This is a genomic window from Bradyrhizobium sp. HKCCYLS1011, from assembly GCF_051167795.1.
Lineage (GTDB): Bacteria > Pseudomonadota > Alphaproteobacteria > Rhizobiales > Xanthobacteraceae > Bradyrhizobium.
Genome location: NZ_JBNPTT010000002.1, coordinates 792,698 through 811,599, shown reverse-complemented (window position 1 = coordinate 811,599; position 18,902 = coordinate 792,698). Strand labels below are relative to the sequence as shown.

The 18,902-nt window shown below is 64.3% G+C and carries 17 protein-coding genes and 1 tRNA gene; 7 read left to right on the top strand and 11 right to left on the bottom strand.

The window, feature by feature from the left end; genetic code table 11:
• Positions 1–137: 137 nt before the first annotated feature.
• The 4 genes from ACQR1W_RS08305 to ACQR1W_RS08290 are packed head-to-tail and all read left to right on the top strand — an operon-like array spanning position 138 to position 5,326.
• Entirely contained in the window at positions 138–695 is a 558-nt protein-coding gene (locus ACQR1W_RS08305; RefSeq protein ID WP_434850307.1) for a hypothetical protein, read from the top strand.
• Positions 695–1,687, top strand: a complete 993-nt coding sequence (locus ACQR1W_RS08300) for a cytochrome-c peroxidase (RefSeq protein ID WP_434850306.1) — start codon at positions 695–697, stop codon at positions 1,685–1,687. Before ACQR1W_RS08305 ends, ACQR1W_RS08300 begins: the two co-directional genes overlap by 1 nt.
• Positions 1,684–4,191, top strand: coding sequence for a two-component system VirA-like sensor kinase (locus tag ACQR1W_RS08295; RefSeq protein WP_434850305.1), 2,508 nt, complete (start codon positions 1,684–1,686; stop codon positions 4,189–4,191). Before ACQR1W_RS08300 ends, ACQR1W_RS08295 begins: the two co-directional genes overlap by 4 nt.
• 49 nt (positions 4,192–4,240) lie before the next feature.
• The gene (locus ACQR1W_RS08290; RefSeq protein ID WP_434850304.1) at positions 4,241–5,326 is read left to right on the top strand and encodes an amidohydrolase family protein; all 1,086 of its coding nucleotides are present in this window, start codon (positions 4,241–4,243) and stop codon (positions 5,324–5,326) included.
• A gap of 12 nt (positions 5,327–5,338) precedes the next feature.
• Here the strand turns inward: ACQR1W_RS08290 and ACQR1W_RS08285 are convergent, their stop codons facing one another.
• The 4 genes from ACQR1W_RS08285 to ACQR1W_RS08270 form a co-directional block, all read right to left on the bottom strand.
• The gene (locus ACQR1W_RS08285; RefSeq protein ID WP_434850303.1) at positions 5,339–6,223 is read right to left on the bottom strand and encodes a hypothetical protein; all 885 of its coding nucleotides are present in this window, start codon (positions 6,221–6,223) and stop codon (positions 5,339–5,341) included.
• Positions 6,224–6,404: 181 nt separating this feature from the next.
• Positions 6,405–7,412 carry a fatty acid desaturase family protein gene (locus ACQR1W_RS08280; RefSeq protein WP_434850302.1) on the bottom strand — a complete coding sequence of 336 codons (1,008 nt, stop codon included), beginning with the start codon at positions 7,410–7,412 and terminating at the stop codon, positions 6,405–6,407.
• Positions 7,409–8,104 (bottom strand): TetR/AcrR family transcriptional regulator C-terminal domain-containing protein, encoded by a 696-nt coding sequence (locus ACQR1W_RS08275; protein ID WP_434850301.1) that lies wholly within the window; start codon positions 8,102–8,104, stop codon positions 7,409–7,411. Before ACQR1W_RS08275 ends, ACQR1W_RS08280 begins: the two co-directional genes overlap by 4 nt.
• A gap of 323 nt (positions 8,105–8,427) precedes the next feature.
• Positions 8,428–8,877 carry a hypothetical protein gene (locus tag ACQR1W_RS08270; protein WP_434850300.1) on the bottom strand — a complete coding sequence of 150 codons (450 nt, stop codon included), beginning with the start codon at positions 8,875–8,877 and terminating at the stop codon, positions 8,428–8,430.
• Positions 8,878–9,915: 1,038 nt separating this feature from the next.
• On the opposite strand from ACQR1W_RS08270, the gene ACQR1W_RS08265 reads away from it, so the two are divergent.
• Positions 9,916–10,056 carry a hypothetical protein gene (locus tag ACQR1W_RS08265; protein ID WP_008969570.1) on the top strand — a complete coding sequence of 47 codons (141 nt, stop codon included), beginning with the start codon at positions 9,916–9,918 and terminating at the stop codon, positions 10,054–10,056.
• 290 nt (positions 10,057–10,346) lie between these two features.
• Here the strand turns inward: ACQR1W_RS08265 and ACQR1W_RS08260 are convergent.
• The 4 genes from ACQR1W_RS08260 to ACQR1W_RS08245 form a co-directional block, all read right to left on the bottom strand.
• Positions 10,347–10,423, bottom strand: a tRNA-His gene (locus tag ACQR1W_RS08260).
• Between the two features lie 232 nt (positions 10,424–10,655).
• Positions 10,656–11,090: a phasin gene (locus ACQR1W_RS08255; RefSeq protein ID WP_434850299.1), complete on the bottom strand. Its 435-nt coding sequence runs from the start codon at positions 11,088–11,090 to the stop codon at positions 10,656–10,658.
• A gap of 212 nt (positions 11,091–11,302) precedes the next feature.
• A complete protein-coding gene (locus tag ACQR1W_RS08250) occupies positions 11,303–11,683 on the bottom strand; it encodes a phasin (RefSeq protein WP_008969567.1) in 381 nt (126 codons plus the stop codon).
• Positions 11,676–12,080 carry a hypothetical protein gene (locus tag ACQR1W_RS08245; protein WP_434850298.1) on the bottom strand — a complete coding sequence of 135 codons (405 nt, stop codon included), beginning with the start codon at positions 12,078–12,080 and terminating at the stop codon, positions 11,676–11,678. The genes ACQR1W_RS08250 and ACQR1W_RS08245 overlap by 8 nt, the downstream gene beginning before the upstream one ends.
• On the opposite strand from ACQR1W_RS08245, the gene ACQR1W_RS08240 reads away from it, so the two are divergent.
• Positions 12,072–15,104, top strand: a complete 3,033-nt coding sequence (locus tag ACQR1W_RS08240) for a PAS domain-containing protein (RefSeq protein ID WP_434850297.1) — start codon at positions 12,072–12,074, stop codon at positions 15,102–15,104. The genes ACQR1W_RS08245 and ACQR1W_RS08240 overlap by 9 nt on opposite strands.
• On the opposite strand, the gene ACQR1W_RS08235 is transcribed toward ACQR1W_RS08240, so the two are convergent.
• A complete protein-coding gene (locus tag ACQR1W_RS08235; protein WP_434850296.1) occupies positions 15,096–16,292 on the bottom strand; it encodes an NnrS family protein in 1,197 nt (398 codons plus the stop codon). The genes ACQR1W_RS08240 and ACQR1W_RS08235 overlap by 9 nt on opposite strands.
• 143 nt (positions 16,293–16,435) lie before the next feature.
• Here ACQR1W_RS08235 and ACQR1W_RS08230 point away from each other — a divergent pair, with 143 nt between their 5' ends.
• The gene (locus tag ACQR1W_RS08230) at positions 16,436–17,140 is read left to right on the top strand and encodes a Crp/Fnr family transcriptional regulator (RefSeq protein WP_008969563.1); all 705 of its coding nucleotides are present in this window, start codon (positions 16,436–16,438) and stop codon (positions 17,138–17,140) included.
• An 8-nt stretch (positions 17,141–17,148) separates the two neighbouring features.
• On the opposite strand, the gene ACQR1W_RS08225 is transcribed toward ACQR1W_RS08230, so the two are convergent.
• Complete coding sequence (locus ACQR1W_RS08225; protein WP_434850295.1) at positions 17,149–17,340, bottom strand: DUF1858 domain-containing protein; 192 nt, start codon at positions 17,338–17,340, stop codon at positions 17,149–17,151.
• A gap of 80 nt (positions 17,341–17,420) precedes the next feature.
• Positions 17,421–18,773 (bottom strand): oxygen-independent coproporphyrinogen III oxidase, encoded by a 1,353-nt coding sequence (gene hemN, locus ACQR1W_RS08220; protein WP_434850294.1) that lies wholly within the window; start codon positions 18,771–18,773, stop codon positions 17,421–17,423.
• Between the last annotated feature and the right edge of the window lie 129 nt (positions 18,774–18,902).

Below are 18,902 nucleotides of genomic sequence, written 5' to 3'. Positions count from 1 at the left end.
GCGGAGCTTCGGATGTGACGTTCGCATCCCGAGATTCCCCGCACCGGGGCGCGAATGTCAGATCCGCTCCACCAGATACGGCCGCGCGGCGCCGAAACCACGCGGTCGCCAAGGCCATCGCCAAGACCATCATTGCTATGCGCGACGTGAGCCGCATTACGGCCGTAACACGAACGCGCCGCGCCGGAATGCTGCGGAAACATGGCCGCGACAGGATCGCTCTGCCGAACATTGCTCGGGAGAAATCCATGTCGTCCGCAAAGCCGTTGCCGCAGCTCCGAAGCAAGCCGCTGACCTCGACGATCCACACGCTTCGAATTGATGCAGCGCCCATTGGCCACGGCGTTCAGCCTGCGTCCGCCGGTGCAACGCATGTCCGCCGCGTCTGTGATATGATCGCGCGATTGGCGTTCGAGCTCCAACAGTCGTTCCCCCACCTGCTGCTCACGATCGTGTCTTTCGTGATCTCGGAATTCCTTCAGGGTTGCGCGACCTACGCTCAGACGATGTACCCGATTCATTTGCCCACCGACCCGCCGCCCACCGCCCCGCGCGACGGCTTGCGCGAGCGAGACCTCGCGCCGCAGCAGGGTGATCTGCCCGCGCCGCCCACGCGACGACCCAGGCTGATCCTCGTTTCCAACAACGTCGGCTCCGGCAGGACGTTCGAACATCCCGGGACCCGACCGACCTGATGCGCTCACACGCCTTGGCCATCTTCATCTGTCTGTCGTTCGCGGCCTCAGCGCTCGGGATCGGCATCGCTGCGCACCTCACCACATCAGCCGACGCGGAGTCGCCGCTTGGTCCCGAACTGACCGCTTCCGAAGACCAAGCGCCGATCTCGCCGATCCCGCAGCCGCCGCCTGCCGATCCGCAAAAGCTCCTGCTCGGCGAGCGGCTGTTCGGCGATACACGACTGTCGGCGAACGGCGATTTATCGTGTCAGTCCTGCCACGATATCAAGACCAATGGTGCCGTCGACGCCGCGCACCGCGGCTCGCCCTGCGCGACCGGCCCGTCCTCGGCAGGGCTCAACACGCTGAGCGTGTTCAATGCAGCGCTGAGCTTCAGGCTCGGCTGGCAAGGCAATTTCCGCAGCCTTGCGGCGCAGGCCGAGGCCTCGATCGAAAGCCCTCACGGCATGCACAGCAGCGCGGGCGACGTGGTCCGCAAGCTCAACGCCGATCCGGACATGGTCCGGCGGTTTGAGGCGGCGTACGGACACGATCCGGACCGGGACAGCCTGCTGGACGCGCTCGTCACCTTCGAACGCTCGCTGCTGACGCCAGACAGCCGCTTCGACCACTGGCTCAAGGGCGACAAGTCGGCGCTGACGACCGAAGAGCACGATGGCTATCGCCTGTTCAAATCCTATGGCTGCATTTCATGCCATCAAGGGGTGAACATCGGCGGCAACCTGTTTCAGCGGCAAGGCGTGTTCAAGCCGCTGGTGAAGACCGGCCCGCAGGTGGTGCGGGTGCCAAGCCTGCGCAACGTCGCAACGACCGCCCCCTATTTTCACGACGGCAGCGCCGCTACCCTCGAACAGGCCGTCGCCAGAATGGCCGTCGCCCAGCTCGATCGGACCCTGACGGACCAGCAAATCGCCTTGATCGTCGCATTTCTTAAGACGTTGACCGGGAATTACCGTGGCTCGCCTGTAGCGAGCGGAGCTCAGCCATGAGACCTGCGTGGGCAGCTGGCATCGTTGTCATTCTCGTCGGCGTCCTGACCTGGCTGTCGCTGCGGGCGCTGAATCCGGAGGCGGAGAGATTCGATCAGGCCTTCACCGAACTCAATCGGTTCGGCATGATCGAAAACGCGCTCTACCGCCACGTCTTCACCGCGCGCGCCGGCGTGTTGCGCAACTACGACCCGCTGGTCGAGGACGTCAATGCGCTGCACGACTCGCTGCAGAAGCTGAAGGAAGAGCAATCGACGGACGCCACCGCGACCGAGATCCTGAACCGGCTTGCGGCCTCCGTGGAGCGCCAGGAAGAGCTGGTCGAACACTTCAAGACCCAGAATGCGCTGCTGCAGAACTCGCTGGCCTTCTTCGGCCGGTTCGGCGGACAGCCTCACGCCGCGGAGCTGGATCCGGCGATCAGCAACGCCGCCGCGGCCATCCTGCATCTGGCGCTCGACACGTCGGCGCCCACGGTCCGCGACGTGCAGGATCGCCTCGACGAGCTCGAGCGGCAGGCGGCCGAAGCCAACCTGTCCGACTCCGTCGACGCGCTGCTTGCGCACGGCCGGCTGCTCAATCGCCTGCTGCCGTCCGTCGACAATATCTTGAAAACCCTGCATGGCCTGTCGCAGACATGGCAGCAGGATCAGCTTCGCGCGACGCTGCTCAATCAGCAGATGGCCTCGCGCGCGTCGGCGCGACAGTACCGCGTCCTGCTCTACATCACCTCGCTGCTGATCGTCGCCTTCCTGGTCTATCTGGGCCTGCTGCTGAGCTCGCACGCCAAGGCGCTGCGGCGCCGCGCCGAGTTCGAGCACATCATCGCCCGGATCTCGACGCGCTTCATCAATGTCGCTCCGCAGGAGCTCGGCAGCGAGATCGATCGCGCCTTGTCCGACATGTGCGCCTTCCTGAAGCCGGACCGCGCCTATTTCGTCATGACCACTCCGACGCCGCGGGTCCGGGTCTGGCAGAAGCCCGGCGTCGAATTTCCGCCCGACTGGCCGGCCCGCGCGCCTGAGCTCGCGCTTCAGATCGGCACCGCGGCCGATGGCACCGTGCAGATCGAGCGTGTCGACCGGATGCCGGTCGGAGAGTTGAGGACGCTGTGCATGAACCTCGGACTCGGCGGCTGGGCCTGCGCCACGCGGGTCGCCGCGGACGGCATCACGGCTGCGCTCGGGTTCGACGCCGTCGGCCGCCCCTGCCCTGGACGGGCAGCCGAGCTGCCGCTGATGCGCATGGCCCTGGATTCCATGGTCCGGGCGGTCGAGCGCCAATCCATGGAGCAGGAGCGCTCGCGGCTGGAAGCGCGCTTGCAGCAGTCGCAGCGCATGGAGCAGATCGGCTTCTTCACCAGTGGCATCGCCCACAACTTCAACAACATTCTCGGCGGCATTCTCGGCCACTCCGAAGTCATCGAAGAGCATGTCGGATCGGACGCGAAGCTCGTGCGCAATCTCGGGGCCATCAGGCGCAACGCCGAGCGCGCCAGGGACCTGATCGATCAGATCCTGGTGTTCGGACGCGCCCGCAATGCCGGACGCAAACCCTTAAGCATCGGCGCCCTGGTCGCCGAATCGGCGTCCCTGCTCGAGGTGTCGCTGCCCGACGGCATCGACCTCGTCATCCGGCAACCGCCGACCGCCGCGATCGTCGCCGGCGAGCACGTGACGTTGCAGCAGGTCATCCTCAATCTGTGCCGCAACGCCTCCAACGCGATGCCGGACGGCGGACGCATCGAGATTGCGATCGAACTGCACGACATTGCAACGCGACGCGGTTTCAGCCACGACAGCATCGAGCCCGGACACTATGTCTGCATCGCCATCACCGATACCGGGCACGGCATCGAGCCCAACCTGCTGGAGCGGATTTTCGAACCCTTCTTCACCACGCGTCCGTCCGGGAACGGGCTTGGGCTGGCGACGGTGCGCGAGATCGTCCGTGAGCATGGCGGGGCGCTCAACGTGCAGAGCATGGTCGGCGAAGGCACCCGTTTCGAGATCTGGCTGCCGCGGGCGGCCGCGGCCGAGCCGGCATCGACGCGGCATGTCGGGCTTCCGACCGGCGACGGCGAAACCATCCTGCTGATCGCCCAGAATTACCCTTGCGTGCTGCGCGACGAGGAGCTGCTCGCGGCGCTCGGCTATGAGCCGGTCGGCTTCTCCAGCCCCGACGCTGCACTGGCCGCGTGCCGCGCCCAACCGGAGCGCTTCGACCTGGTCGTCGTCGGCCATTGCGGCTCAGCTTCGGCCTCGCTGCAAACCGCCGCTGCCCTGCATGACGCACTGCCGCGTGCGCCGATCGTGCTCGCCTCCAAAGCAGCCATCGAGATCGGAGCCGAAACACTGGTCGCGGCCGGCATCTTCGACGTCGTACGATGGCCGCTGGTCGCCGAAGAAATCGCAATCACGCTCGCGCACGGGTCGGAGCGCAACAAGGTTCATCCCTTCGCTGCGCCGCGTCACGTCGCGCGGCCGAGATCATCGCTGCATTAGATTTGGGACACGATACAAGCGTTGTGCAAGCAACAGGGGAGCCAGCACGATGAGCAGGTCTTGGAATAGCGGCCATGGTCCAGCTTGCGGTTGCTGCGCGTCCGCGCGGCTCTCCCGCCGCAGCTTCATCGCCGGCACCGCCGCGGTCGGGACGACGGTCGTGCTGAGCGGGAGGGGCGCTGTCGCGCAAAGCCGCAGCCTGATCGACACCCATCATCACTTCTACCCGCCGCGCTATCAGAAGCTCTGGCTGGACTGGGAGGACGCGCACAAACTGCCGCATTTCCCCGGCCAGGTGGCGTGGACGAAGCAGAAGGCGATCGAGGACATGGAGGCGGCCGGGGTCCGCACCGCCGTCCTGTCGATCGCATCGACGCCAGGCGTCTGGTTCGACCTTGGCGCAGAGAAGGCCAGCGAGCTCGCGCGCGAGTGCAACGATTACGCGGCGGAGATGGTCCGGGACAATCCCGGCCGGTTCGGTCTGTTTGCCACCCTGTCGATGCTTGATGCTGATCGCACGCAGCGTGAAATCGAGTATGCCTTCGACACGCTCAAGGCCGATGGCGTCGGCCTGCAGACCAATTATGGCGACAGCTGGCTGGGCGATGCGCGCTACCGCGTGGTGTTCGATGAACTGAACCGGCGCAAGGCGGTGGTCTATGTGCACCCGCTGGTCGCGAGCTGCTGCGCGGCCTTGAGCGTCGGCACGTTTCCCGCCGTCATCGAGGTGCCGCACGACACCACGCGCACGATCCTGAGCCTGTTGCTGTCCGGAGGCCTCGCGCGCTGGCGCGACATCAAGTGGTTGTTCTCGCATGCGGGCGGCACCATGCCGATGATGGCCGGCCGCATCGAGTCGTTCTATGGCACGCGGCCCGAGTTGCATCAATTCGCACCGGACAACATCTCGGGCGAGTTGCGGCGCCTTTACTACGACACGGCCAACGCGACCAGCGCGCCATCGATAGCGGCGCTGTTGAAGCTGGTGCCGACGTCGCAGGTGACCTATGGCTCCGACTATCCCTACTTCCGTCTCGACCAGATGCGCGACCTGGAACGGCTGGGCCTCGACGCCTCCGACCTCAGGGCGATCGGCAGCGGCAATGCGACCCGGCTGATTCCACGGCTCGCGTGATCAGGCCCGGCGTCAGTCGGCGGACGCGACCGGCGACGGGTTGGAAGAGGGATCGGGATCGTAGCCGAACAGATAGACCAGGTATTTGTAGTAGTCGGGCTGTTTGGCCTTGAGGTCCGCACGGCTGAACGGACCATCATTGCCGTACAGGAAGACGCTGGCGGTGACCGCGAAGAACTCGGCGGTGTTGCTCATCAGATAAGCGTCTTGCGGATACGGTTTCTGCTCCTTGGCCTGGTCAAAGTGCAGCTGGATTCCGGCATTCTTGAAGCCCTGCGGCAGCTTGAGATTGTGATAGGCGTGCAGCAGTTCGTGCAGAAGGGCGGGACGGTCCGCATAGGCCGGCGACCCCAGCAGGATCGGACGGATCATGATGACGCCGAGATTGGTGTCGACGCCAAGCGCGACCGGATCGGGGTTGATCCAACGGCCCTGTTCGCTGTCCCAGATCGAGCCATAAGACAGCAGGCGCGAGGTCTGTGGCGGCGAGGCTGCATAGCAGGCGGGATGCAGCAGCTGCTTGGGATCCTGGAGATCCTTGCCGCTGCTATCTTTCGTGAAGCTCAGACAGCCAAGCTCGTTGACCGTGACGGGAATGGTGCGGAAGAACTCCAGCACGCGCGGGCTCAGGCCCGCGACCTGCTCGACCATGTCGACCTGGTGCTTGAGCCGGTCCACCATGACGGTGAAATCCTTGCGTCCCGCGATCTCGGTGAAGTCCAGCAGGTGGCCGCGATAGGCTTCGACCAGGAGCTTGTCGGCGGGCTGCTTGTCCGAGGCGGGCGCCGGCGCATTTGGCGTCGGCGCGGCAAACGCCGCGGGCGGGTTATCGCCAGCCCGGCCGGAGACGGGCAGACACAAGGCAGCACACAAGGACGTCGCAAGCACGAACCGCATGGTTGTCTCCAGGGACCGAGATACCATCCCTGCAGGACCGGCCGGTCGGAGGAGCCGGCTCTCAAGACGCGGAACGGTGCGGGTCAATCTAGGGCCGCGAAATTGCGGGTTCGTTAAAGTGGAACGCGCAGTTTGACAGGCGCGGGCTACCCGAGATCAGCCTTCGTGCAGTCGACGCCGACTAGAAGCCACCGGCAGCTACGTCTGCGCCGGCGCGACGCAGATCGCCGACGGACCGGCCGGGCCGATCGTCCACGTTCGGCTTCGCGGTCGCCAATCGCAGCACCGCGAGATAGCTCGGCTGGATTTCCATCCGATCTCTATGAGGGCCTTCGCTCAGATAGCGATGGAGTCGCGGCAGGTTGTAGCAGGGAACGTAGAACAGCAGGTGATGCTCCAGGTGATAGTTCACATAGTAGGGAGCGATGAACAGGCGTTCCAGGAAGTTTGCATGGGTTGTCCTGGTGTTCCTGAGCGGATCGTTGCTGTCGGGGACGACCGCATGTTCGGCAATGTTGCGGATGCGGACGATCACCATGTGCCAGGTCAGGAGCGGCAACAGCCAAAGCATCGGATAGACCCACCACAGGCCGCTAGCCGTCAGCGCCGCGATCATGACGCCGTTGGTCACGCATTGCGGCCCGAGCATCTTCCAAAAATGGGTAGCACGCTGACCGAGCGGCCAATCCTTCGATCCCAACGCCGCGAGGAGCTGCGCCTTGCGCTGCTGATAGCCGGTCTGTCCGGTGATATCGCGAAAGAACTTGCGCCGAAAGCTGAGCTTCGTGATCGGAAACGGCGCCGACAGCACCAGGTCCGGGTCGTCCTCCTGCTGGGTGTTCGCATGATGCTTGAGATGGTAGCGTCGATAGGCACAGGTTTCCGCGAATATCGGATAAGCGCAGAACCACTGGGCCAGCGCCAGATTGACTCTCTCGTTCGACGACAGACAACCGTGTGCGCCATCGTGCATCAGGATCGCCAGCCCAAGCTGACGCGAACCGATGATGGCGACCGCCAGCAGATAGGTCAGCGGATTCGGCCACCACACAACCAGCGCCATCGCGCCGATGATGAGCGTCCAGGCATGCGCGATCAGACCCACCCCTTTCCAGGTGGACCGCTTGCGGACGATCGCCAACTGCTCCTCGGTGAGGAGATCGCGGGCTTTCAGACGATGGACGGTCATGATCGCCTTTCCTTGTCTGTCGAATTAGTGACGGCTTGCGCGCCGACGACACGGAGGCGCCCTGCCCCTCCGGCCACTGTCGATTCCATGGCCTGATCGCCGATCGCGCGCAGCAAAGCGGTACACATCTCGTCGGGCGAGCGGCCCATCGCCAGGCCTTCGTTGACCACCCCGATGGCGACCGCCCAAAATCTTTGCGAGGTCTCCTCAGGCGCGCGCAGCGGCTGCCATCCGTGCCGCTCGACTTGCGCGGCGAACGCACGCTTCCCCTCGCCGTGAAGACGCTCCATCGTGCGCTCGACCAGCGGCGCAAGGTTCGGCCGACGCCGCGCGAGCGCGAGCGCATCGGTGAAGAATGCGACGGTGTCGTTCGCCGTCACCGTCTCTGCAAGAGCGCGCACATACTCCTGTGGCGTGTTGGCCTTGAGAGCGGCCTCCTCAGCCGCACGCGCCAAATAGAGCACATCGCGACAAGCGGTTTCGACGAAAAGGGCTTCCTTGGTTCTGAAGTAATAGGTGATCTGGCTCGGAAACGCGTCGGCGGCCGCGGCGATGTCGTTGATCGACGTGCCGGACAGGCCTCGCTCCTTGAACAAGCCGGAGGCGGCATCAAGCAGCAGCGAGCGCATCTTGCGCCCCGCCGACTTGGTCGCGCGGATGGTGTGTTTCGGCTGGTCCGAAGGATCATCCATGGAGATGGACTTTACCGCAAAATTTGTATGTTATACAAACAAAAAATGGGGATCGCTCTAACTTGGTCGTGAACAAGCGGCGAGGCCGCGATCGGAACGGCTCGCTCGCGCGGAATCGCCATGACGTCGCTTGGCCCTGTACGCGGAGCGTCGTCCTGTCGGTTAGTCCTCGTTGAGATCTGGCAGCGCTCGAGCGCAACCGATCGCACTATCACAAGCGTGATGCCGCTCGGACCATTACGGCCAGAGCGAGATGGCACTGCCATGGAGATAGCGGTCGATAACGAAAGCTACAGGCTGGACGTCGAGCGATGCTTTTCGCGCTATTTTGCTTCGGCCAAGATCTTGTTGGCCAGTGTAAGCATCTCGTCATGTCCATTCGTGACGTCTTTTGCGACATTCAATGTTGGTTGTCCAAAGATTGCCTGCAGGCCATCCGACGACTTGACGTACTTCTTGGCAAGCTCCACGCCATCGTCAGCCGTCTTTTCCGCCTTCGCTACTCTCGCCTTCTGTACTTGGGTGCCGAAGAGAGCTCCAGCTGCTGCGAAAACAACAGCTTCCAACGAATTCAGTAAGGACGTGAGCCGCGTCCAAACGAGCTCTTGTGGCTCGCGGACATGAAACCCGAGATACACGAGATATCCGATCCAGATCACGATCAGCACGGTGGCAACGGCCATCGTGAAGCGGTTGACCTTTTTGGGCTCCATGGCGGACGGCTTTCCAGCTTGAGTGTCAGATGCAAATTCAAGGGCTTCGACGATCTTCATGATCAGCTCTCATTCCCAAATGCAATTTCGAGCAACCGAACAAGGCACACGCTTGCCTTCTGCAGCTGCTGGATGCTGCGACCCGCAACCATGATGCAATCGGGTCAACTTCGAGTGCAACTTTAAATTTTTTTGTAAGATGTTAGCTACTTCACAATAGGTTCACCCGATGTGAGTTTGAAGGGTTGGCCGCACCGCGCGCCGCAGGGCTCACCCCGGCCGCTACGGTGGCGCTCTTACGATCCATCGTTTGAAAGGTGCTATGGCTCCAAGTGCTCGCGCATCTCAGCAAATAGCGGTCGAACGTCGTCGAGGCGCAGCTTGCCCTTCCGATGGCTCTTAAGATCGCGCAGTCTGGAGCACAGCGATCGTGTCGCGCTTCACCGGCTCGGTCTCGGAGAAGTAGTCGTTCATTCGCTTGACGAACGCGCGGGCTACGGCCGGCGGCAAATCGATGGGCTGCTTGCCATCACCAGTCCCGTCTATCCGTGATGACGAAGCCCCCCGGCAGATCCGGCAGGTCGCCTTCCGCGACCTTGTTGCAGACAGCATCGGCCTTGCAGACCCACCTCGCATCATCGCAACGCCTACACCTACTCATACCCCGATTGGTTCGCCCCGCATCGGTGCCGGAGGAGCCCCCAAGCCGAGATTGGCAGTTTGGCGGTATGCTAATGACTAGCGGGACGCCGTTCGCATAGACGCGTTGATCTCTTGGAAGTGCAACGAGCCGTCGCCGATGGCGTTAGGTCTCCGCCAGACTTTGAAGGGAAGGACAACGATGTCCGAAGCCGGTGGCCCGGAGCTGAGTCGACAGCCGTCGCCTGCTTATCCGCCCTGCCGCGCCTGCGGCCAGATTCCCGCTTCCGTACACCGTCTATCGGACCCGCGAACCGGACGCACCGCCCGGATGTTTGAGTGCCAACGGTGTCGCACCATCAACTGGATCGATCCCGCCTGATCCGTTCTGACCCATCACTCGGCTGAACCGGCGCCGTGCCTCAGCGTTATAGGCCAGACCTTGCAGGGATCGCGGCCATGAACAAGGATCCGGTACCATCATCCGACAAACTGTCCGAAGACGAGGAGCGATTGACCGAGGAGCTGCGGCAAGCGGTGAGCGAAGCAATCGAGGAACAACGTCAACTCTCCCAAAAGTTGCGCCGCAAAATGAACTAGGCGCAAGGCGCTGTAGCCTAGTTCGAATGCGTAGTGTCCCAATTCCGGTCTCGAAACATGAAGACGGCCTCTCTCAGACTTAGAGGTGGTTCATCTGCACCCGTCCGTCCCGCGCTTACGCACCTGCAGCGGCACCCTCCTCGAGAGCCGAACGAAAGGCTCCCAGTTTTCATCATCAGCCGGCGAGCCGCTTGGCAGAAACCGGACGGCAAAGAGGTTCTAAAGCTTCCCATAGCGAATTTCCTGGGAAGCAATCGAGCCATACTACTGAGTTAAGTGCTTGATTTCGTTGGTACAGTTGGGTGGGCTCGAACCACCGACCTCCTGTTCCACAGACAGGCGCTCTAACCAACTGAGCTACAACTGCATCCGCAAAGGGGCCGCTCGCAAAGGGCGGCCGATGCGGGCGGAAACTAGGTGCAATGCGCGGCTTTGGCAAGTCCGGGAAGGGCCAAGTCCGCCGCTGCAACACCCGATTTTTCAACCGGTTCTGCAGCAACCGGTTCTGGAAAGGCTAAGCCCGGGCGGATGGCCCGGGCTTGGGTGGATCGACGTGCTGGCGGCACCGACGGACGGGAGGCACCGCCGTCGGCCTTGGCTTAGGCGGCCGTCCTGAACAGCTTCGAGGCGCTTTCCTTGAACGGCTCGACCGTCTCGGTGGCGACCTTCTGGCCGAGCTCACCAAGTTCCTTGGCCTGCGCCGTGACGGTCTCAACCATCTTGCGCGAATGGCCGGTCCACAGCTCGAGCGCTTCCGACGGCGACTTGATGCCGAGCAGCTGCTGGGCGAAGTCCAGATTCGCAGTGGTGTTGGCCCGCATGAACTCCATCACCTTGGTGGAATATTCGCTCGCGCCCTTGCTGGCGTTCGCGAAGAACGCCTCGATCGCGCTGTTGTGGGTCTCGGCGGCATCCTTGAACTTGGCGTAGCTCTCGCGGGCCTGCGAGACGCCCTTTTCAGCAAACGCACGCATTTGCTCGGGAACCTCGAACGGAATGACGGAAGCAGAGAACGGATCGGTGGCGTTTGTCATGGCATGTATCCTTCGCAACAATCAGCACATTTTCCCCAGCACCCGGCCGGGAGGGGTCGATTCGGATCACGCAGAGGAAGTGCCCCTGAGAGCAACTTCTCGTAGAAACAGATCATGTCGATTTTGTGCAACGCAAAGCAATTTTATGGCGTTGCATAAGACGTCGGGTGTGATGCCGCCTGGCTTTGAGTTGGCCTAAGTTGTTGGGGCCCTTACGACTTCGGTTTGGCCGCGTCCATCGCCGCCTTGCTGACGGTCTGGCCCATTTCGCTCGCCTGCTCGGCCAGCGCCCGCATCTGCGCCTGCACGAACTCGCTGTGCAACCGCATCACCTCAGGGAGATCCTTCGCATGCAGCAGCGACTGCGCATAATCGAGGGACGCCTGCACGTTCTTCTCGGCGTGAGCCATCACCTTGGCGCCGATGTCCTTGGCGCCTGCCCTCACGCTCTCGCCCCGTTCCTCCAGCGTGCCGGCCGTGGCCTGCGCGCTGGCGAGGAATTTCTCGAAGGCCTTGCGCGCCTGATCAAAGCTCGCTTCGGCCATCGAACGCATTTCCTTGGGGAACTCGAATCCACGCCCGTTTTCAGTCATCGTCCACCTCATCGCTGTTGCTGCTTGGATCGGCACGGCTGCGCCCCCAACCTGCCCATTGATGTCCGCTGACTTTGAAGCCCCTGAGCGAACAGGTTCGAAGATATCCCGCAATGGCTGCGCCGGTATGACGGGCCACGCGCTGGCCATATCGTGGACACCTCGGTTGGAATTGCAACATGCAACTTTTGCGTAACTGCGCGGCCGCGCGCCTGCGCAGGCGGAACCTTCGGGGCAGATTAAGGTTATCCAAGGTTTCGCTCAAACGGCCGTCGGTCGGACCGTGGACCTCGCGCTCAGAAACAGGCGATAGTAACGTATTGTTAAGGATGCCGTCCCGGGCGGCGATGTCGAGGATCTCACCAGGGCTGTTCAGCGACCGACCATCATGAACCAAACCGACCTCCAGCTGCTGGGCTTGAGCGATCCGCGGCTGGCCGTCCATGCCGTCGGCGCGCTTCCCGCATGGCTGTGGTCTGCCGATGGCCGCCGGGTGCTCTGGGCCAATCCGGCCGGCGCCAAGACGTTTGGCGCAGCCAGCGGCATGGCCTTGTCCGAGCGATCATTTGGTCCGGCCGATGTGCATCGGCGCCAGGTCGCCCAGCTCTGGCGCCGGCTGCCGGAGAACGGCGCGATCCGGCTGGAGCGGTTGCGCGGCTTCGGTGCGCGGCTCGGCACGCTGGCGACCTGCGGCTGCGCCAGGATCGATCTTGCCGACGGCTCGCATGCCGTGCTGATCACCGGCACCGATCCGGCCGCACGCAGCATGCCGCTGGGGGAGCGCTTGCAGCAGCTGGTTGCGGATGGCGACGCCGCGCTGATCGCTTTCACCCGCGACGGCGTGTTTGCCGGAGCGAGCGCTTCCGGCAGCCTCCTGTTCGGCTATCGCGATCTTGCCATTGCCGGTCTCGCCGAGGCCCGTGATGCAGCCCTCGCACACGGCCATGCGGAGGCTCAGCTCGGACTTGTGCGCGCCCTGCTTTATCGAGTCGGCAGCGGCCAGCAGATCGGGCTCGTGGCGGCGCTGATGCCAGTCGCGGCCGAAGCGTCGGCGCCGGATCCCGCCGCTGACGCAGAGCAGACAATTTCACCGCAAGAGGTGGCTGTGGAACCGGAAGATGAGAGCAAGCCCGCCGTCACAACGCCGGACAACGAGGCGCCGGCAGCACCGACCTATGAAGCCCCGGAGCTGACGAACGAGGCGCCCTCGGAAATCCTGCTGATCGATGATGCTGCGGAGACAATGACCGGTACGGACTTCGCGGATTTGCCGCAACAACCAACCCAGCCGAGCCTGGTCGACGACACTGCGGAGCACGCGCGCGCCGGCGACCGGATCGCCGATCAGCCGTTCGAGGCGGCGGCCGCAGCCGCAGCCGAACCGAAAGCTGTCCTCGCGCATCCCGGCCCGACCGACACCGAGCTCGCCGAATCCGAACACGGCACGGCCCTAGATGCGCCGCCGCCCCCCGCCACGATCGCGGCCGGGACGCACGAGAATGCGGCGCCCCCGCCAGTTCCAGCAGCCGCCGACGACAGCACGGAAGCGACCGACAATGTGGTGCCGTTCCGGCCGGCAAGCGAGACCAGACCGGCAAGCGAGAGCAGGTTTGCGGCGCTGACCCCGGTGGAGAAAAACGCGTTCCATGAACTTGCGCGGCAATTGTCGGCCCGGCTCGAAGGCGAGATGCGCGCAACGCCCACGGACCTGCTTGCCGCGCTCTCGGAGAAGGAGAGCAGCCTGCGTGTGAGCGAGCCCCCTTCCGAGCCACCGGATGGCGCCTGGCCGGGTGAGACCCAGGCCGCCGACGGGCTGGCGACCAACGGCCACGCCGAATGGCTCGCGCCCGAACCGCCGCCGGCACAGGGCGACAGCCAGCGTGACCGCATCCTGCTCGATCTCCTGCCGACCGGCGTGCTGATCTACCGGCTCGACCGGCTGCTCTATGCCAATGACGCGTTTCTCGCGCAGATGGGTTATGCCGATCTGGCGGCGCTGGAGCAGGCCGGCGGGCTTGATGCGCTCTATGTCGAGCCCGGCGTCTCCGCGAGCTCGAGCGGATCCGAGGCCGGAACCCCGGTCACGATCTCGGTCGTCGACGGCTCGGGGCGCGACGAAAAGAAAGCCACCGCCCGGCTGTTCACGATCGCCTGGGACGGCGACATCGCCCATGCCCTGGTGTTCACGCCGCGCCCGAATTCTCCGCCTCCGCAAAACACGGCACCACTCGAGCCGTCAGCGGCGCCCCCTGCGACACAGCCGCCGCCGCTGGTCATACCGCCTGCCGCCGCCAGCCACGCCGGCGCGGAAGATTTCGGCGCGATTCTCGACGTCACCGCCGAAGGCGTCCTGATGTTCGATGCCGGCGGCAACATTCACGCCTGCAACCGCAGCGCCGAGGCGCTGTTCGGTTATGACGGCGCGGAGCTGGTGCGCCGCAATCTCACCGAGCTGTTTGCGCCGGAGAGTACGCGGCTGGTGCTGGACTATCTGGACGGCATCCGCGAAGCCGGGGCCGCCAGCGTTTTGGACCAGGGACGCGAGGTGCTCGGCCGGGTCCGCCAGGGCGGCCTCATTCCGCTGGCGATGACGATCGGCCGGACGCGGCCGGATGGCCCGAACTTCTTCGCGGTGTTTCGCGACTTATCGCAGGCCCGCCGCGGCGAGAACGAGCTGTTGCAGGCGCGCCGGCTCGCCGATCGCGCGGCCAATGCCAAGGCCGACATGCTGGCGCGGATCAGCCACGAGATCCGGGCGCCGCTGAATGCGATCATCGGCTTTGCCGACGTGATGATTGGCGAGCGCTTCGGCGCGATCGGCAACGAACGCTACGTCGACTATCTGAAGGACATCCGCAGCTCCGGCGAGCGGGTGGTCGCCTTGATCAACGACCTGCTCGAACTGTCGCGGATCGAGACCGGCAGGCTGGAGCTCACCTTCACCAACCAGAACCTCAACGAGCTGATCGAAAATTGTGTAGCGGTGCTGCAGCCGCAGGCGAACCGCGCCCGCATCATCATCCGCAGCTCGCTGTCGCACGCGCTGCCGCCCGTGGTGGCGGATGCACGCGCGCTGCGTCAGATCGCGCTCAACCTGATCTCGAGCTCGATCTCGCTCGCCAATCCCGGCGGTCAGGTCATCGTCTCCACCGCGGTGTCCGATTTCGGCGAGGTCGTCCTGCGCATCCGCGACACCGGCCACGCGCTCAATGACCAGGAGGTCGCGGCCGCGTTGGAGCCGTTTCGGCCGCGGGCGCCCTCGGAGCGGACGTCAGAGAATGCCGGGCTGAGCCTCTCGCTCACCAAGGCGCTGGTCGAAGCCAACCGTGCGCAATTCCACATCAAGGCGGCGCCGAAATCCGGCACGCTGATGGAGGTGGTGTTCTCGCGCGCGATGGCCCGCAACCAGAGCCTAGGCTGAGCGCACCGCAAGCGCCCGGCGCTTGAGGCCGAGCAGCAGCGGACCATAGGCCAGCGCAAAGCCGAGAAACGCGGTGACCCAGGCGAAGGCCGCCACATGCAGCAGGAGCTCGCTGTGCGCAGGCTCCAGCACGGCGCAGATGCGCGCGAGCGCCGCAATGACGATCGCAGCATAGATCGCCTGCGTCGCGGCCGATGCCGTCAACTGCTGGCCGGTATGGCCGAGGGTCGCGCGCGTCATCACCGCAAGCGTCATGACGCCGGCCGCACCCGCCATCCAGGCATGCAGGCCTGCGCTCGGCAGCACCGCGCCAAAACTTGCCGCCGCATTGATCAGGAAGCCGAGCGGCACGAAGGCGTAGCCGACATGCAGGATCACGAGCAGCCGCTCCCGCAACGTGCGGTCGCCGGCCCAGCGCGCCAGACGAATGAGATGCAGCACGCCGGCCAGGGCGAGCGCGATGCCGGTGAATGCATGATCGGGGACGATGATCCAGGCCAGCAGCACAAGCGCACTGACCAGCACGACGACGACATCGAAGCGGCCGAACGGCACCGGCAGGCGCCCCGGATTTTCGCGGACCAGCCAGTTTCGGGTGAAGCTCGGGGTGATGCGCCCGCCGATCAGCGCAATCAACAGCACGACGACGGCGACACCGATGCGAATGCTGGTGTCCGCCGCGCCGCGAACATGTGCTTCGACATGGAAGCCGATATTGCCGGCCAGCAGCATGGCGACCAGCAGCACCACCTGCAGATTGCGCCAGTTCCTGCCGGCGATGATCTCGCGCGCGGCAGCGCCGACCACGAGCAGCAGGAAGCCGCAATCGACCGCGGCCACCAGCCACCAGCTCGCGCCTGCCGAGAAGGTGACGGCGATCCGGCCTGCGATCCAGGCGATCACCAAGGTCAGCAATGGCATGCCCTGCAGCGGCAGCCGCCCGGTCCAGTTCGGAATCGCGGTGAACAGAAAACCGGTGATGATGGCCGGCAGGTAGCCGTAGAGCATCTCGTGGACATGCCAGTCGCGCGGCGCAAAGGCTGAGGTGAGTTTCAGCTCGCCATAGAATACCGGCAGCCAGACCAGGATCGTCAGCGCCGACTGCACGGCGCCGAGCAGGAAGAACGGCCGAAAGCCGTTGGCGAGAATGGGCAAGCCATGATGCTCACGGAAGCGGGGTATCGCCATCTGCTCTGTCCTGCTCGAATTGATTGCGTCAGCGAACAACCTATTCGGCCGCAGCCGCAACCAGATTGTCCCTGCGCAAACTTCCATCTGGTCCGGCCGCCGTGCTATTCACGGCTCGGTGACAAGACCCGGGCGGAGAACTCATGGCTTCGATCGACCGATCGCTGGTGGCTCATCTGCCATTGTTTGCGGGGCTCTCCCCCGACGATCTGACCGAGGTGCTGCGCGAGGCGCGTTCGATTCGCGTGGCGCGCAACGGCGCCGTGTTCGAGCAGGGCGCGGACGCGCATTCCTTCTTCCTGCTGCTGCATGGTCACGTCCGCGCCAGCAAGGCCACGCCGGCCGGTGATCAGGTGGTGGTCCGCTATGTCGTGCCCGGCGAAACCTTCGGCGTCGCTCCGGCGATCGGGCTGAAGCACTATCCGGCGACTGCGCTCGCCGTCGACGACAGCATCGTGCTGGCCTGGCCGTCGGCCGCCTGGCCGCGGCTGGTGGCGAAGTTCCCCTCGCTCGCGGCCAACACGCTGCAGGCGGTCGGCAGCCGTCTGCAGGAAACCCACGACCGCGTGATCGAGATGTCCACCCAGCAGGTGGAGCAGCGCGTCGCGCATGCACTGCTTCGGCTCGCCACACAGGCCGGCCGCAAGCTCGATCACGGCGTGCAGATCGACTTTCCGATCAGCCGGCAGGACATCGCGCAAATGACCGGCACCACCCTGCACACGGTGAGCCGCATCCTCTCGGCCTGGGAACAGATGGGCCTGGTCGAGAGCGGACGGCAACGCATCGTGCTCCGCGAGCCGCACAAGATCGTGCTCTTGGCCGAGCAAGCCTCCGACAGCACCTGATCCCGCCATCAACTGCAGGCGCAGAGCGCGGCCAGGAACTTGCCCGGATCGACACCATGCTCGCGGCTGGCGTCGGCCACATTGTGGAAGCAGGCGATCGGACAGCCGACGCAACGCATGCGAAACGCCAGGAACACGCGGATCGTTTCAGGTGCCCTGCGCATCACATCGTCGACCAGATCATCAAAGGTAAACGGCATGCGTCCCTCCTTTTTGAAGGAAGCATATCGCCGCCGACAACAGCGCTCTTTGTCGGCGGACAAGCAGGAACAGGCTTGAGTTAAACGGCGCGGCTGTGCAGCTGCCTGGAGGCATCGAGATGCGCGTCGAACGCTGCGGCGACGCTGCGCACCAGGAAGCGGGAGCCTTCGGCAACCGCAAGCGTGGCGCCCTCGAGCTCGACCACGCCGTCCGAGAGCAGCGCCTGCAGCCGCGGCGCCGAGTTCAAGACCGCGTCCGGCTCGACGCCATGACGCGCACAGGTCGCCTGGAGGTCAACACCATAGTCGCACATGATGCGCTCGATGATGTCGGCCCGCAGCCGGTCGTCGTCGGTCAAGGCGTACCCCTTCGCGGTTGCGAGCCGACCGGAGGCGATCATTTCCTGATAGGCGCGGACCTGCGTCGCGTTCTGGACGTAGCCCTGCGGCAATTGTCCGATCGCCGAAGCGCCGAAGCCGATCAGCAATTCGCTCTCGTCGGTGGTGTAGCCCTGGAAATTGCGGTGCAGCCGGCCCTCACGGAACGCGACCGCCATCGCATCCGTCGGCAACGCAAAATGATCCAGGCCGATCTGGATATAACCGGCGTCCTTCAGTGCATTCGCAATCGCGCAAGCCTGGTCATAACGCTGCGCGCTGTCCGGCAGCCATGCATCCGCGATCTTGCGCTGATGTTTCTTGAACGACGGAACATGCGCGTAGCCGAACACCGAGAAGCGATCGGGGCGAAGCTCGACGCTGCGCCGCACGGTGTCCAGGCAGGAGGCCACGGTCTGGTGCGGCAGCCCGTAGATCAGGTCGAAGTTGATGCCGGTGATCCCGGCCTGCCGCAGGCCGGCCGTGGCCGCTGCGGTCTGCGCCAGCGTCTGCACACGGTTGATCGCCTGCTGCACCACGGGGTCGAAGCTCTGTACGCCGAGGCTGGCGCGATTGACGCCGCCGAGCGCCAGCGCATTGATCATCGCAGGAGTCAGCGTCCGCGGATCGATCTCGATGGCGATCTCGGCCGACGGCAGCACGAAGAAGACGTGGCGCAGCAATCCGACCACGTCGAGGAAGGCTTCGGGCGTCATGATGGTCGGCGTGCCGCCGCCGAAGTGGATATGGCCAACCTGGAGGCGGCGCCCGATTTGCCGCGACACGAGGTCGATCTCGCAACGCAGGGCCGACTCGTAGACCGCGATCGGCTCATCCTGCTTGGCCACCATCGTGTTGCAGCCGCAGTACCAGCACATCCGCCGACAGAACGGGACGTGCAGATAGAGCGACGCCTTGGCATTCGTCGGAATCGCGCGCAGCCAATCAGCGTAAGTGACAGGTCCTACGGCGGGCGAAAAATGCGGCGCAGTCGGATAGCTCGTGTAGCGCGGCAAGCGCTCCTGCCCATAATGGACTGCCAGATCTGGCCTCATGTTCTACCTGCCTCATTGCAATATCAAATCTGCTTTTGGACATAAGGGCGCGCCCAGAATCCGCACTGCAGCATCCAATCAAACCGTATTTTTCGGTGTGGACTTTGAGCTTGCTCAAAGCCGCAGCCT